The sequence below is a fragment of the Pseudomonas sp. A25(2017) genome (assembly GCF_002001065.1).
GTDB classification, from domain to species: Bacteria; Pseudomonadota; Gammaproteobacteria; order Pseudomonadales; family Pseudomonadaceae; genus Aquipseudomonas; species Aquipseudomonas kilonensis.
Genome location: NZ_MUOA01000090.1, coordinates 57231 through 71681 on the forward strand (window position 1 = coordinate 57231; position 14451 = coordinate 71681).

The 14451-nt window shown below is 62.3% G+C and carries 10 protein-coding genes and 1 pseudogene; 7 read left to right on the forward strand and 4 right to left on the reverse strand.

The features are described from left to right. Positions 1-97: 97 nt before the first annotated feature. The gene (locus tag B0E42_RS31875; RefSeq protein ID WP_371915905.1) at positions 98-265 is read right to left on the reverse strand and encodes a hypothetical protein; all 168 of its coding nucleotides are present in this window, start codon (positions 263-265) and stop codon (positions 98-100) included. Continuing rightward, a pseudogene (locus tag B0E42_RS23890) lies at positions 247-767 on the reverse strand (ABC transporter substrate-binding protein). The gene B0E42_RS31875 and the pseudogene B0E42_RS23890 overlap by 19 nt, the downstream one beginning before the upstream one ends. 273 nt (positions 768-1040) lie before the next feature. Here B0E42_RS23890 and B0E42_RS23895 point away from each other — a divergent pair. Beyond that, complete coding sequence (locus B0E42_RS23895) at positions 1041-1943, forward strand: AraC family transcriptional regulator (protein WP_053179770.1); 903 nt, start codon at positions 1041-1043, stop codon at positions 1941-1943. A 257-nt stretch (positions 1944-2200) separates the two neighbouring features. On the opposite strand, the gene B0E42_RS23900 is transcribed toward B0E42_RS23895, so the two are convergent. Continuing rightward, a complete protein-coding gene (locus B0E42_RS23900) occupies positions 2201-3976 on the reverse strand; it encodes a sigma-54-dependent Fis family transcriptional regulator (protein WP_024618520.1) in 1776 nt (591 codons plus the stop codon). A 284-nt stretch (positions 3977-4260) separates the two neighbouring features. Between B0E42_RS23900 and B0E42_RS23905 the strand changes: the two genes are divergently transcribed. The 6 genes from B0E42_RS23905 (at position 4261) to B0E42_RS23930 (ending at position 13332) form a co-directional block, all read left to right on the forward strand. Then, complete coding sequence (locus B0E42_RS23905) at positions 4261-5733, forward strand: benzaldehyde dehydrogenase (RefSeq protein WP_077507853.1); 1473 nt, start codon at positions 4261-4263, stop codon at positions 5731-5733. Between the two features lie 69 nt (positions 5734-5802). Beyond that, positions 5803-6570 (forward strand): coniferyl-alcohol dehydrogenase, encoded by a 768-nt coding sequence (locus B0E42_RS23910; RefSeq protein WP_018604029.1) that lies wholly within the window; start codon positions 5803-5805, stop codon positions 6568-6570. Between the two features lie 89 nt (positions 6571-6659). Further along, a complete protein-coding gene (locus tag B0E42_RS23915; RefSeq protein WP_053188390.1) occupies positions 6660-8309 on the forward strand; it encodes a DUF1302 domain-containing protein in 1650 nt (549 codons plus the stop codon). Positions 8310-8324: 15 nt separating this feature from the next. Then, a complete protein-coding gene (locus B0E42_RS23920; RefSeq protein ID WP_053179774.1) occupies positions 8325-9686 on the forward strand; it encodes a DUF1329 domain-containing protein in 1362 nt (453 codons plus the stop codon). 69 nt (positions 9687-9755) lie between these two features. Then, positions 9756-10859, forward strand: a complete 1104-nt coding sequence (locus B0E42_RS23925) for a YCF48-related protein (protein ID WP_077507856.1) — start codon at positions 9756-9758, stop codon at positions 10857-10859. A 52-nt stretch (positions 10860-10911) separates the two neighbouring features. Further along, a complete protein-coding gene (locus B0E42_RS23930; RefSeq protein ID WP_077507859.1) occupies positions 10912-13332 on the forward strand; it encodes an RND family transporter in 2421 nt (806 codons plus the stop codon). A gap of 145 nt (positions 13333-13477) precedes the next feature. On the opposite strand, the gene B0E42_RS23935 is transcribed toward B0E42_RS23930, so the two are convergent. Next, positions 13478-14335: an SDR family oxidoreductase gene (locus tag B0E42_RS23935; RefSeq protein WP_077507862.1), complete on the reverse strand. Its 858-nt coding sequence runs from the start codon at positions 14333-14335 to the stop codon at positions 13478-13480. Positions 14336-14451: the final 116 nt, after the last annotated feature.

The window sequence follows — 14451 nt, forward strand, 5'->3', positions numbered from 1 at the left end:
CCAATGCGGTCTCTCAGAAATCGAGGTGCCTGTATCGCGAGCAAGCTTTGCTCCCACAGAGGGGTAAACCTTCTAGCCACGGGGCCGGTGCCAATCGTTATTGCTTTGGATACCCGGCCCGCTTCATCTCCCGCTCGGTACTCGATTGCGCCGAGGCCAATGCCTGTTCCACCGTGATCTGTCCGGTGATGGCGGCGGTAAACAGCTTGCCGACGGAGGTACCGATGGCTTGGAACTCTGGAACCGTCACGTACTGGATGCCCACGTACGGCACCGGTTCTGCGGTGGGATGGGCCGGGTCTCGGGCATGCTCAGGCCGGCCTGTTTGAACAGGTCCGTGCGGTAATAGGTGACGGTGCTTTCGCCGTAAAAGGGCAGGGCGTAAAGCGTGTCGTTGACCGAGAGGCCTTGGCGAACGGCAGGGAGATGTCCTCCAGGTCATACTCGGCAGGCAGGTGGGTCATCGGCTCGAGCCAGTGCTTGGCCCCCCTCAGCGGGGTTTCGTAGGTGCCAATGGTCAGCACGTCGAACTGCCCGCCCTGGGTTGCGATGTCGGTGGTCAGGCGCTGGCGCAGGACATTTTCTTCGAGTACCACCCAGTTCAACGTGATGTCCGGGTGCTCGTTCTCGAAGGTTTTCGAGAGTTTTTGCATGCGGATCATGTCGGCGTTGTTCACCGTAGCGATGGTGAGGGTCTCGGTGGCCTGTCCGGCCAGGGCAAACGACAATTCCGCGAACATGACAAGCGCCTTGGGCACTGTTTTCATGAGCTTCTCCAGAGCTGCGCCTGGGCGCAGAATTATTATTGTTGTGGGGGCCGTGGCGTCGGGCTGAGCGGTTCGTCGCCAATGGCAGGCCGATTACAGCAGCGCCCGTGGAGGCCGACAAACGCAGGGAGGATCGTGTGCTGGTACTTTTTTAACGCCCTTGAGTGCGGCAGGTGCGGGTTAAAAAAGTATCAGTGGCCGGTCAGACCGAGGCTGGCGAAGCGCTGCGCACTCGGCGTAAGGTGCCCGCTATAACGATAAAAGAGGCGCGACATGCCTGATCACCGAACGCCCCTGTTCGAGCAGCGACCCGCTGAACTGGAAGTCATCCTGCCTGAGCCCGAACACAGTTTTCGCTGGTACGAGCATGACTACCCGTACCCGATGGCGCGCTGGAACCATCACCCTGAATTTGAAATCCACCTGATCCGCCAGGGCAGCGGCAAACTGTTGGCGGGCGACTACATCGGCCCGTTTGGCCCTGGCCATGTGGCGATGATTGGCCCGGACTTGCCCCACGACTGGATGGGCGACCTGGCGCCGGGCGAGCACCTGCCCGGGCGTGACGTGGTCTTGCAATTCGATGGTGCGACGCTGCTGACCTTGCGCCGAACCCTGCCCGAACTGGGCGATCTGCAGGGCCTGTTCGAACGCGCCCGCCGCGGCCTGGCCTTCGACGGCAACACCGCGCGGCAGGCCGCGTACCTGCTGGAAGCCATCGGCCCGGCCCAGGGACTGGCGCGGTTGGCGCTGTTCCTGGAACTGCTGCACACCCTCAACCAAGCCCCTGGCGACGAGGTCTTGAGCCTGGCAAGCCCTTGCTACGCGCCGACCCTCGATGCGCGCAGCTCCGAGCGCATCCATAAAGCCTTCGAATACCTGCAAGCCGAACTCACCGGCGACCTGCGCCTGTCGGTGATCGCCCGCCAATTGGACATGAGCGAGCCGGGCTTCTCGCGGTTCTTCAAGCGCATCACCGGGCACGGCTTCATTGACCTGATGCGCAAGCTGCGGGTCCAGCGTGCCTGTCGCTTGCTGTTGCAGAGCGAGATGCCGGTGACCGACATCTGTTTTGAAGTGGGCTACAACAACTTGTCCAACTTCAACCGGCATTTTCGGATAGAGATGAACCAGACCCCCAGCGAGTACCGGCGGGGCGCTTTTTCCCCTGTTTGATGGAGACGGTCATGTGAGCCCGCCGAGGCCTCGACGGGACAGCCAGCGACGAGCACGATCCACCGCCATCGCGAGCAGGCTCGCTCCCACAGGGGGATTTGTGTCGGACACAGACCTTGCAGTCACCCAGAAACCAGTGTGGGAGCGAGCCTGCTCGCGATGGCGTCAGCACAGCCAACATCAATGTCAGCTGATCCACCGCCATCGCGAGCAAGCTCGCTCCCACAGGGGATTTGTGGTGGCCCCCAGGTTCGGGATTAGTCCGGGACACCCCGTTGATGCTTCTTCAACCGATAGGCGAATTGTGCCCGGCTCAGCCCCAATGAGCGTGCGGCCGCTGCCAGGTTGCCGCTGCTCAGTTGCAGGGCTTCGTTGATCAGCCGTGACTCCAGGCCGTCAATGGAGAAGTCCGAGTCCAGTTGGCTGAGGGACTGGAGCAGGGCCGGTTTTTCCGCTGCGTCGTTGGCGGCCAGGCCCATCGGTGAGAGACCGCCGTGCAGGTCCACGGAATACGCGTCCACCGGCAGTTGTTCATTGCGAAACAGGTGGACCAGGTCAATCGCCTGGCCTTCTTCGCTGGCGATCAGGCCGCGCTCGATGAGGTTCTGCAATTCCCGCACGTTGCCCGGAAAGTCATAGCGCAGCAGGACCTTCAAGGCGCGCATGGTCAGGCCCATCGGGGTGCGGCCGTATTCCTGGCAAAAGCGCTTGAGAAAGGCATTGATCAGCAGCGGTATGTCATCGCGGCGCTCGCGCAAGGGCGGCAGGGCGATGGGGTAGACGTTGAGCCGGTAGAACAGGTCTTCACGAAACGCGCCGTCCGCCACGGCCTTGCGCAGGTCGATGTTGGTGGCCGCGACGACCCGCACATCGACCTTGATGCCGTGGCCGCCACCGACCCGTTCGATTTCCCGTTCCTGCAAGGCGCGCAGCAACTTGCTTTGCCCGGCCAGGCTCAGGCAGGTGATCTCGTCCAAAAACAACGTGCCGCCATGGGCGCGCTCGAAACGCCCGGGGCGTGAATGGGTGGCCCCGGTATAGGCACCGCGTTCGACGCCAAACAGTTCCGCCTCGATCAGGTTGTCGGGGATGGCCGCGCAGTTGAGGGCGATGAACGGACCATCACGTCGGCGACTCAGCTGGTGCAGTTGGCGGGCGAACATCTCTTTGCCGACGCCGGATTCGCCGCTGACCAGCACGGTGGCGGGGGTCAAGGCCACCCGTTGCAAGGCCTGGGTCGCGGCGTTGAAGGCGGCGCTGGCACCGATCAGCGGCTGTTCGCTGTCCGGCAGCGGGGCGGTTCCGGCAACACTGTCGGACTGGCTGTCGGTGCGCGCGACGACCGCTGGCGGTGAGGCGTTGAGGTAATTGAGGTCCTGCTCGACATCGCCCCATTGCTCGGCGGTCTTGCCGACGACACGGCAGCGTTCATGCCCCATGCCTCGGCATTCCACTTCGCGGAAGATCACCAGTTGCCCGAACAATCCGCTGACAAAACCGATGGCGTAGCCCAGTTCGGTCCAGCACACCGGATCCTGACCGGTGCCATAGGCGGCGACATGCTCGTCGGCCTCACAGGAGTGATGCCAGAGAAACTCCCCCTCATAGAACCCGGAGTCGGCATCGAACTTGAAATGCAGCGGCTCGACCTTGGTCATGCCTTCAAGGGTGTGCAGATGCGTGCCGGCGCGAAACACCGCCGCGGCATCGGCGTGGGGCCAGCGTTCGCGAATCAGCCGGGCATCGCGGGCACCGGAGGAATAGCCGGTGCGGGTGAGCATGCCACGGGCCTGTTCCAGCCCCTGGCGTTCGATGATTTCCCGGCGCAACGCACCGAAGGATGAACTGTGCAGCAGCAACATGCGCTGGTCGTTGAGCCAGATACGGCCGTCGTCGGGGGAGAAAAACAGGCACGCGGTGAGTTCTGCCGTCGTGGGCGAACTGCTGTCGGTCAGCTCGTTGCTGTCACCCCGTGGACGGAAATGCTCGGTGGCGATCCGGTGATCCGGCAACTGGCAGTGGGGATTATTCATTGTTATGCCCCTGATGGCGGGTGATCGAAATGATCATCTGGCGAGATAGTTATTAAGCATAACTTTATCAAATGAACAAGCGGCAGCTGGCCAACGGCCACGTCGGCAGATGCGTCATCAGTCTTGCACTCGATGCAGAGCATTGATCCAGAGCCCTGCGCCAGGTTTATCAAGGCCCGCAGGCAAAACCGGCACAGCGCTTGCTCAAGCACGAGTACGGCGTTTGCGTCGATACCTTCCAGGTGCGGCAAACGATGACAACAACAAAGAGCCGGGAGTGTTAAATGTCTGCATCCAAAAGCCACCTGTTGTCCCAGGTGATCGAGTCGGAATGTGTCTTCAACGGTGACTGGGTGCCTGCGTCGGGTCCGCTGCAATCGATCATTGAACCGGCCACCGGTGAGCGGCTGATGCGCTGTGCCACGGCCGACTCTGCCGACATCGCCAAGGCCAGCCGCGACGCCGCCGTGGCGCAGCCGGGGTGGGCGGCGCTGGGCCCGCGGCAACGCGCGGCGATCTTCCGCAAGGCCGCTGACGTGGCTGAGCAGTCCTTCGACGAACTGGCGCTGTACGTGGCCCGGGAGACCGGCGCCGCGCTGTTCAAGGGCCAGCATGAAGTGCGCGAAGCCATCGTGCTGCTGCACCAGGCCGCCGGCCTGCTGTCCCAGGCCCATGGGGTGGTCCTGCCCAGCGAGGCGGGGCGCCTGTCCTATGCGCGGCGCCAGCCCCATGGCGTGGTCGGGGTGATTTCGCCCTTCAACTTTCCCCTGGTGCTGTCCATGCGCTCCGTTGCGCCAGCCCTGGCGGCGGGCAATGCGGTGGTGCTCAAGCCGGATCCGCAGACCCCGGTGAGCGGCGGTTTCCTCATCGCTCGGTTGTTCGAGGTAGCGGGGCTGCCCAAGGGCTTGTTGCAAGTGTTGCCCGGCGCGGCGGATGCCGGTGAGGCGCTGTGCCGCGACCCGAACGTACGCATGATCGCCTTTACCGGTTCCACCGGCGCCGGTCGCAAGGTCGCTGAAGTCGCCGGGCGCAACCTGAAGAAGGTCGCGCTGGAGTTGGGCGGCAAGAACCCACTGATCATTCTTGAAGACGCCAACCTCGACCTCGCCGCCCGCAACGCGGCCTGGGGCGCCTGGCTGCATCAAGGGCAGATCTGCATGGCCACCGGGTTGATCCTCGCCCATGAATCCATCGCCGAAGAACTGACCCGCAAACTGGTGGAAAAAGCCCAGGCCTTGACCGTCGGCAACGCCGCCCAGGGCGAAGCTGCGTTGGGGCCGCTGATCAATCAGCGCCAGCTGAAACGGGTGCACGACATCGTCAGCGACTCCGTGCGCGCCGGGGCTAGACTGGAGGCAGGTGGCGAGCACGATCGGCTGTTCTATCAGGCCACGGTGCTCAGCGGCGTGAAACCCGGCATGCGGGCCTTCGATGAGGAGGTGTTCGGACCCGTGGCAACGGTGGTCAGCTTCGCCACCGATGATGAGGCCGTCGAGTTGGCCAACCGCACCGAGTACGGTTTGGCGGCGGCGATCATTTCGCCGTCGGTGGGTCGGGCCATGGCCATCGGTGAGCGATTGCAGTGCGGCATGTTGCACATCAATGACCAGACCGTCGCCGATGAGTGCATCAACCCGTTCGGCGGGCGCGGCGCCTCGGGCAATGGCGGCAGCGTCGGTGGCCCGGCGGACTGGGACGAATACACGCAATGGCAGTGGGTGACGGTCAAGGATCAGGCGCCGGTCTACCCGTTCTGACCGGCAGGTTTACAGGGCCCGATGAGCTGAGGGCCCTGCGAGTACACAAAAATAATAAGAGGACTCAACATGAAACTCGACAACAAGATTGTGCTGGTGACCGGTGTCTCATCAGGCATTGGTGCTGCCACGGCGAGCCTGCTGCGCGCCCATGGCGCCCAAGTGATTGGCGTGGACCTCAAGGCGCCGCACATGACCCTGGACGGTTTTGTGCAGGGCGATTTGAGCAGCGCCGAAAACATCGAACGGTTGCTGCCGCAGCTACCCGCACGGCTCGACAGCCTGTGCAACATCGCCGGGGTGCCGGGCACCGCCAACCCGCAACTGCTGGCGCGGGTCAACTACCTTGGGTTGCGCCACTTGAGCCGTGCGCTGCTGCCGCGCATCAACGCGGGCGGCAGCATCGTCAATATCGCCTCGATCCTCGGCGCCGAATGGCCGTTGCGCCTGGAACAGCACAAGGCGCTGGCGCGCATCGAAGATTTTGCCGCCGCGCAAGCCTGGCTGGCCGACCACCGGGTGCCGGACCAGACCTGCTACCAGTACTTCAAGGAAGCCTTGATCGTCTGGACCTATCTGCAGGCCCAACCCTGGTTTCTTGAGCATTCGGTGCGCATGAACAGTGTCGCCCCGGGCCCGGTGTTCACGCCCATCCTCGACGACTTCGTGAGCATGCTCGGCGAGGCCCGGACCCAGGCCGATGCCCATCGCATGAAACGTCCCGCTTACGCCGATGAGGTGGCGGCGGTGATCGCTTTCCTGTGTGCCGACGAGTCGCGCTGGATCAACGGCGTCAACCTGCCGGTCGATGGTGGATTGGCCTCCACCTACATCTGAATGCGCAGCCGTAGAACGCGGTGCAAGCCGCTACCTGAGCGTGTTGGCTGCAAAGCCATGCCAAAAAATAACAATAATGAGAAGCGTCCATGGATAACCTCAAAGATTGCTTTGGTTTCAAGCATTGCGCCCTGTTCCTGGCGTTATGCAGCACCGGTGTGATGGTCGAAAGGGTCCAGGCCATGCAAATGGACCTGGGTGACTCCGACTGGAAACTGCGCTGGGACAACACCATCAAGTACAGCCAGGCCTGGCGCCTGCAGGGACAGGACAGCCGCTTGGTCAATGCGCCAACCGCCAACGGCCTGTACCCCTCGATCCAGAGCCAGGGCGACAAGAATTTCAGCCGTGGCCTGGTCTCCAACCGCCTGGACCTGTTTTCCGAAATGGACTTGAGCCGGCAAAACTATGGTCTGCGCGTGAGCGGTGCAGCCTGGTACGACGATATCTACAACCAGGACACCGATAGCAGCGAGCAACCGAATTTCCTCAGTGAAACTCGCAAGCTTCACGGTCGCGACGCGGAAATTCTCGATGCCTTCGTGTTCTTGCGCGGGGATCTCGGTGAAGACTCCCAGGGCGTGGCACGCCTGGGCCGACACAGCCTGATCTACGGGGAAAGCCTGTTCTACGGTGGCAACGGCATTGCCAATGCCCAGGGCCCGACCGACGTTGTCAAATTGCTCAGCGTGCCGGGGACTCAGTTCAAGGAGATCCTGCGCCCGGTCAATCAGATCTCCGGGCAGTTGCAGATCAACCCGCAGCTGTCGGTGGGTGCTTACTATCAGTTTGAGTGGGAACGTTCCAATCTGCCCGGCGCCGGCAGCTACCTGAGCGACGTCGATGCCATCGGTTACGGCAGTGGCCCACTGCGCGAAGTGTTCGGCAATGACACGGTGAATGGCGGTGATCTTAAACCGCGCAACTCGGGGCAGGGCGGCATGCAGATCCGCTACAAACCCACCGGCACCGAGCTGGAGCTGGGTTTCTACGCGGCCCAGTATCACGATAAAGCGCCGATCGGGTTGTACGCCTACCTGGACGGTCCGGCGTCTGCGGCCACTGGCTTGCCGATCCTGGGTTCCTATCGTCAGGTCTACGCCGAAGACATCAAGACCGCCGGCGTCAGCTTCTCCACCGCCTACGGCCCGTTCAACTTTGCCGGTGAAACGTCGCTGCGCTGGAACGCGCCGCTGGTGAGCAATCTGCAAGTAGTGACCCCCGGCATGGCGGCCGATGGTGGCGACAATGAGTTGTTCGCCAGGGGCAAGACCGCCCACGCCAACCTGTCGGCCATCTACCTGTTATCGCCCACCGCGTTCTGGGACGGCGGCTCGGCCCTGGCTGAACTGGCTTGGAACCGCACCCTGAGTGTGACCAAGAACGCTGCCGCGCTGGACTCCAACACCACCCGCGATGCCACGGCGCTGCGGGTATTGATCGAGCCGGCGTACTTCCAGATTGTCGACGGAATCGACCTGACCGTGCCGATTGGCATGGGGATAGTGCTCGACGGGCGCTCATCGGCGGTCAACAAATCCGGCTTCGGCAACACCCATTCCGGTGACTGGAGTGTCGGGCTCAAAGCCACCTATCTGCAACGCTGGGATGTCGGCCTCAACTACGTGAACTTCTTCGGAGCACCGAAAGCCGGGCTGCGCGAGGACGGCAATTTCAGTTACGGACAGTCGTTGGCCGACCGCGACTTCGTCTCGCTCTACGTGAAAACCTCATTCTAATAAGGTGGATTCGCCATGCAGAACACAACATTCCTGAACACCTGCGTCCTGACCCTGGCCCTTGCTGGCATGGGGCTGGCGCAGGCGGCGGTGTCGCCTGAACAGGCCGCACGCTTGAAAACCGATCTGACCCCCCTGGGTGGCGAGCGTGCCGGCAATGCCGATGGCAGTATCCCGGCTTGGCAGGGCGGTTATACCCAGGTCACGCCCGGCTATAAACCGGGTGACAAGCGTCCCGATCCATTCGCCGGCGAGAAACCGCTGTATTCGATCAAAGCTTCGAACATGGAGCAGTACGCCAGCGAATTGGCCGAAGGGACCAAGCTGCTGTTGAAGAAATACCCGGACTATCGCCTGGACGTGTACCCGACCCATCGCTCGGCCGCCGCCCCGCAATGGGTGTATGACAACACCAGCAAGAACGCCACCCGCGCCGCGCTGGACGTGGCCAGCGAGAAGGTCTCCAACGCCTACGGCGGCATTCCGTTCCCGATCCCGGAAAACGGTGCCCAAGTGCTGTGGAATTACCGGTTGTCCTGGCAGGGTGGCGACACCATCAGCGCGCCTTTCGATACCTGGCTGATGACCGCCGGTGGCAAGAAAGTCCAGGCGACCCGGGCCCAGTTCTCCTATCAGTTTCCCTACTACTTCGAAGGCGGCAGCTTGGAAAACTATGCGGGCAAGTACCAGGTGGGCAAGCTGTTGACTGAGTTGCCGTCATCCAAGGCCGGCGAAGGCCTGATGACCCATTGGGACATGGACCCGGCCAATCGGGCGGCCTGGCAGTATCTGGTCGGCCAGCGCCGGGTTCGCCGGGCACCGAACATTGCCTATGACACGCCGGACTTCGTGACCTCCGGCGTCGGCCTGTTCGACGAAGCGTTCATGCTGTTCGGGCCTACCGATCGCTATGACCTCAAGCTGGTGGGCAAGAAAGAACTGATCGTCGGCTACAACAATAACCGCGCCGCGCTGGCCAAGAGCGACGATCTGGTCAAAGCGAACTTCCTCAATCCTGATCTGGTGCGTTGGGAGAAGCATCGGGTCTGGGTGGTCGAGGCCACGCTCAAATCCGGCAAGCGCCATGTCGTGCCGCGTCGGACCTACTACGTCGATGAAGACTCCTGGCAGATCTTGATGGCCGACGGTTATGACGCTCAGGGCAAGCTCGGCCGGCAGATGTATTCGCTGACGCTGCTGGCGCCGGATATGCCGGCCCTCACCGCACAGGTCATGTGGGGCAGCTACAACCTCGACACCGGGGCCTACTTCCTCAACGCATCGAGCAATGACCTGGCGGTTCAGTACCAGAAGATCGCGAGACCTTCGGCGTCCTATTACACGCCGGATGCCATGGCCAACGAAAACATGCGTTGAACCAGTGGCGGCCGTGGCGAGGAGGCGGTTCGTCGCGGTCGCTTACGATTTTCCGGGCGGAATAACGATATGAATGTTGAAAAATTTTTTGCGCGCCGCAGTCCGCTATGGGGTGTTTGTGTCTTGGTGGGGAGCCTGTTGATGAGCCTGCCCTTGGTTGCACAGGCCACGACATTGGCCGTGCTGCAACAGCCGGCATTGCCGACCGCCAAGGCCCAGCGCTCGGTGTTGCTCGGGCTGGCCCGGGCCGGCGAGCGTCTGGTGGCGGTCGGTGAGCGCGGGATCGTGCTGCTCTCCGATGACGCAGGAGTCACCTGGCGCCAGGCCAAGGTGCCGGTCAGCGTCAGCCTGACGGCGGTGCAATTCGTCGATGCCGAGCAGGGCTGGGCGGTCGGTCATCTGGGCGTGGTGCTGCACACCCGGGACGGCGGGGAAACCTGGCAGAAGCAACTCGACGGTCAGCGTGCCATCGCCTCGGCGGTGCAGTTCGCTGAGCGCGATGTCAATCAACCCGACGGTGCCAGCCACTTGGCGCAGGCACGGCGCATGCTCGATGACGGACCGGATAAGCCGTTTCTCGACCTGTACTTCAGTGACCGCCTGCACGGCTACGTCGTGGGCGCCTACAACCAGATCTTCCGTACCGACGACGGCGGGCGAAGCTGGCAGCCGTGGATGCGGCATGTGGACAATCCGCAGGGCTTGAACCTGTATGGCATCCGCGCCTTGGGCAACGATCTGTGGTTGGTGGGGGAGCGCGGTTTGCTGTTGCGCTCGACCGACGCCGGGCAGTCATTCCAGGCCTTGAAGTCACCTTACGAGGGCAGCTTTTTCGGCCTGCTCGGCACCCGCGACGGGGCCTTGGTGGTCTATGGCTTGCGCGGCAACGCCTGGTGGTCCGGTGACCGTGGCAACACTTGGCGCCGCCTTGATACCGGTATCGAGTCGACACTGGCGAGCGCCGTCGAACTGCGCGACGGCGGCCTGCTGTTGGCCAGCCAGAGTGGTGAACTTTTATTCAGTCATGACCAGGGTCGAAGCTTTGACAAGCGTCAGAGCCGCAGCGGCGGGACGCTCGCTGCCGTGCAACAGGCGGTCGACGGCAGCCTGGCCAGCGTCGGCTTGACCGGCGTGGCCGCTGACCAGGATCCGCGGGCCTCCGGTAAACCTTGAAACTTCACGGTGTAGCGCTATCGAGCCACGGCTCGTGCAACAGGAGTCAAACTTGAAAGACGACAGAACCCAAACCGTGATCGGCCGCCAGGAAGACTTCGACCGGGCGTCAGGCAACTTCGCTGAGCGGGCGATCTTCAACCATCGACCGCTGGTGATCCTGCTGTGCCTGCTAGTGACATTGGTGCTCGGCTGGCAAGCCACGCGCATCGGCATCAACGCCAGTTACGAGAAGACCATTCCCACCGGACATCCCTACGTCGCCAATTTCCTGGAGAATCGCAAAGAGTTGAGCGGCCTGGGCAACTCGCTGCGCATCGCCGTGGAGGTCAAGCAGGGGAGTATTTTCACCAAGGACTACCTCGACACCCTGGCCAAGCTCAACGACGAGCTCTATCTGCTGCCCGGTGTCGACCGCCCCTACATGAAATCGTTATGGACCCCGACCACGCGCTGGACCGCCGTGACCGAGGAGGGGCTCGACGGCGGCACGGTGATCCCCGACGACTACGACGGCTCGACGACCAGCCTCGAGCAGGTGCGGACCAACGTGGCCCGCTCCGGGGAAGTCGGACAATTGGTCGCCGGCAACTTCAAGTCCAGCGTGATCTTCGTGCCGTTGCTGGAAATCAATCCGCAGACGGGCAAGGCGCTGGACTATGGCGATTTTTCCCGGCAACTGGAGGCGTTGCGAGACAAGTACCAGACCGATGACCTGCGGATTCATATCACCGGCTTTACCAAGATCGTCGGCGACCTGATCGAGGGCATGACCCAGGTACTGCTGTTCTTCGTGGTGGCGGTGCTGGTGACGGTCTTGGTGCTGTTTGGCTACACCCGTTGCGCACGCAGTACCCTGGTGGTGGTGACCTGCTCACTGGCGGCGGTGCTTTGGCAACTGGGGCTGCTAGCGCTGCTCGGTTATGAGCTGGATCCCTACTCGGCGTTGGTGCCGTTCCTGGTGTTCGCCATTGGCATGAGCCATGGCGCGCAGAAGATGAATGGCATCATGCAGGACATTGGTCGCGGTACCCACCGGGTGGTCGCCGCGCGCTATACCTTCCGCCGACTGTTCGCCGCCGGTATCACCGCTTTGCTCTGTGACGCGGTGGGCTTTGCCGTGTTGCTGCTGATCAACATTCGGGTGATCCAGGACCTGGCGGTCACCGCCAGCCTCGGGGTGGCGGTGCTGATTTTCACCAACCTGATTCTGCTGCCGATCCTGCTCAGTTACATCGGCGTCAGCCCGGCGGCGGCGCAACGCAGCCTGAGTGCGGAAACCACCGAGCAACAGGCGCAGATCAAGCATCCCCTGTGGCGTGTGCTCGATTTGTTCACCCAACGGCGCTGGGCGATTGGCGCCATGTTGGCGGGCTTGCTGTTGGCCGCGTTTGGTTTTGCCGTGAGCCTGCACCTGAAAATCGGCGACCTGGACCCCGGTGCTCCGGAGTTGCGTGCCGACTCGCGCTACAACCGCGATGCGTTGTTCATGACCCAGAACTATGCGGCCAGCTCGGATATTTTCGTGGTCATGATCAAGACCCCGGAGGATCAATGCACCCGTTACGCCAGCCTCTCCGCGGTAGACGCGCTGGCCTGGCAACTGGAGCAATTGCCCGGCGTGGAATCGACCACCTCGATGGCGGCGCTGAGCAAGATCGCCACGGCCGGGTATAACGAAGGCAACTTCAAATGGTATGAACTGATCCCCAACGACGGCGCACTGGGTGCCGTGCAAACCCGTGCCTCGCGAGAACTGTTCAATCAGGGCTGCTCGATGCTGTCGCTGTACGTCTACCTGGCCGATCACAAGGCCGACACCCTGAGCCGGGTGGTGGAGGCCAGCGAAAACTTTATCGCTGGGCACCAGATGCCGGAGGTCAAGTTCATGCTCGCGGCCGGCAGCGCGGGGATCGAAGCGGCGACCAATATCGTGGTGAAAAAATCCATGCGCGAGATGCTGTTCTGGGTCTATGGCGCCGTCAGTCTGCTGTGTCTGGTGACCTTCCGCAGCTGGCGCGCCACCCTGTGCGCGATGCTGCCGCTGATGCTCACCTCGATCCTGTGCGAGGCGTTGATGGTGGGGCTGGGCATGGGGGTGAAAGTCGCGACATTGCCGGTTATCGCACTGGGCGTGGGCATTGGCGTTGATTACGCGCTCTATGTGTTGAGCGTGATCCTGGCGCGAATGCGTGCCGGCGACACTTTGGCCCAGGCGTATTACCAGGTACTTCTGTTCACCGGCAAAGTGGTGTTGTTGACGGGCATGACATTGGCAGTGGCGGTGTCGACCTGGGCGTTTTCACCGATCAAGTTTCAGGCTGACATGGGAATCTTGTTAGCCTTTATGTTCCTGGTGAACATGCTTGGCGCCTTGATTCTGCTGCCGGCCTTGGCCTGGTTGCTGCTGCCGCAGAAGGTTTTCTTAAAAAAGCCTGAACCGAGTCGGCGGGAGGGGTGGGTGAGGGGCTGAAGAAGGCGGCCATATAGACGACCTTGGCGCGGGTGAACGCGTTTCTTCTGCGGGAGCGAGCCTGCTCGCGATGAGGCCAGCACATTCAACTTCGCAGCCCAGCGGGAGCAAGCTCCCTCGCCACAGGTAAAACACTGCGCTTTGCTTAAAGTATCGGCTTGCCTCCGGTAATCCCGTAGCGAGTCCCGGAGATGTAGCTGGCTTCGTCCGAGGCCAGCAGCACATAGATCGGCGCCACTTCAACCGGTTGGCCGGGTCGGCCAAGCGGGGTCTGGGAACCGAAGTTCTGTACTTCCTCTTCTGGCATGGTCGCCACGATCAGCGGCGTCCAGATCGGTCCTGGTGCCACGCTGTTCACACGGATGCCCTTGGGGCCGAGCAGTTGCGCCAGGCCGCCGGTGAAGTTGGCGATGGCACCCTTGGTGGTGGCATACGCCAGCAACGTCGGTTTGGGCATGTCGGAGTTGACCGAACTGGTGTTGATGATCGAGCCCCCCGGCTTCATGTGTGGCACGGCAGCCTGGCAGATCCTGAACATCGCCGTGATGTTGATATCGAACGTACGCACCCATTCTTCGTCGGATATTTGCTCAAGACTTTCATGGGTCATCTGGAACGCGGCATTGTTGACCAGGACGTCGATATGCCCGAAGCGGGCGACGGTGTCATCGACGATTTTGCGGCACTGGTCTTTGCTTGCCAGGTCACCGGGTAGCAACAGGCATTGGCGCCCGGCCTGCTCGACCCAGCGCGCGGTTTCCTTGGCGTCTTCATGCTCGTCCAGATAGGCAATCGCCACGTCCGCGCCTTCACGGGCAAAGGCAATGGCGACGGCGCGACCGATGCCGCTGTCGGCGCCGGTGATCAGGGCGATCTTGTTCGCCAGTCGTCCGGAGCCGGTGTAGCTCTGTTCGCCGCAGTCCGGGTAGGGGTCCATTTTCCGTTGGCTGCCGGGCACCGGTTGGCTTTGTTTCGGGAAAGGCGGGAAAGGGTAGTCGACCATTGTCGTTCTCCAGGCTTGGTTGCGATGGAGGGTGGACTCTGGGGTTTCGAACAGAGTTCGGTCGGATTTTCTTGTCAGTCGATGAGCGTGACAATGGGCGTTTCGTCGGTGAACAA

Coding starts and splice junctions, on each gene's coding strand:
- B0E42_RS23895 (WP_053179770.1), top strand. CDS start 1,041: ATGCCTGATCACCGAACGCCCCTGTTCGAGCAGCGACCCGCTGAACTG.
- B0E42_RS23900 (WP_024618520.1), bottom strand. CDS start 3,976: ATGAATAATCCCCACTGCCAGTTGCCGGATCACCGGATCGCCACCGAG.
- B0E42_RS23905 (WP_077507853.1), top strand. CDS start 4,261: ATGTCTGCATCCAAAAGCCACCTGTTGTCCCAGGTGATCGAGTCGGAA.
- B0E42_RS23910 (WP_018604029.1), top strand. CDS start 5,803: ATGAAACTCGACAACAAGATTGTGCTGGTGACCGGTGTCTCATCAGGC.
- B0E42_RS23915 (WP_053188390.1), top strand. CDS start 6,660: ATGGATAACCTCAAAGATTGCTTTGGTTTCAAGCATTGCGCCCTGTTC.
- B0E42_RS23920 (WP_053179774.1), top strand. CDS start 8,325: ATGCAGAACACAACATTCCTGAACACCTGCGTCCTGACCCTGGCCCTT.
- B0E42_RS23925 (WP_077507856.1), top strand. CDS start 9,756: ATGAATGTTGAAAAATTTTTTGCGCGCCGCAGTCCGCTATGGGGTGTT.
- B0E42_RS23935 (WP_077507862.1), bottom strand. CDS start 14,335: ATGGTCGACTACCCTTTCCCGCCTTTCCCGAAACAAAGCCAACCGGTG.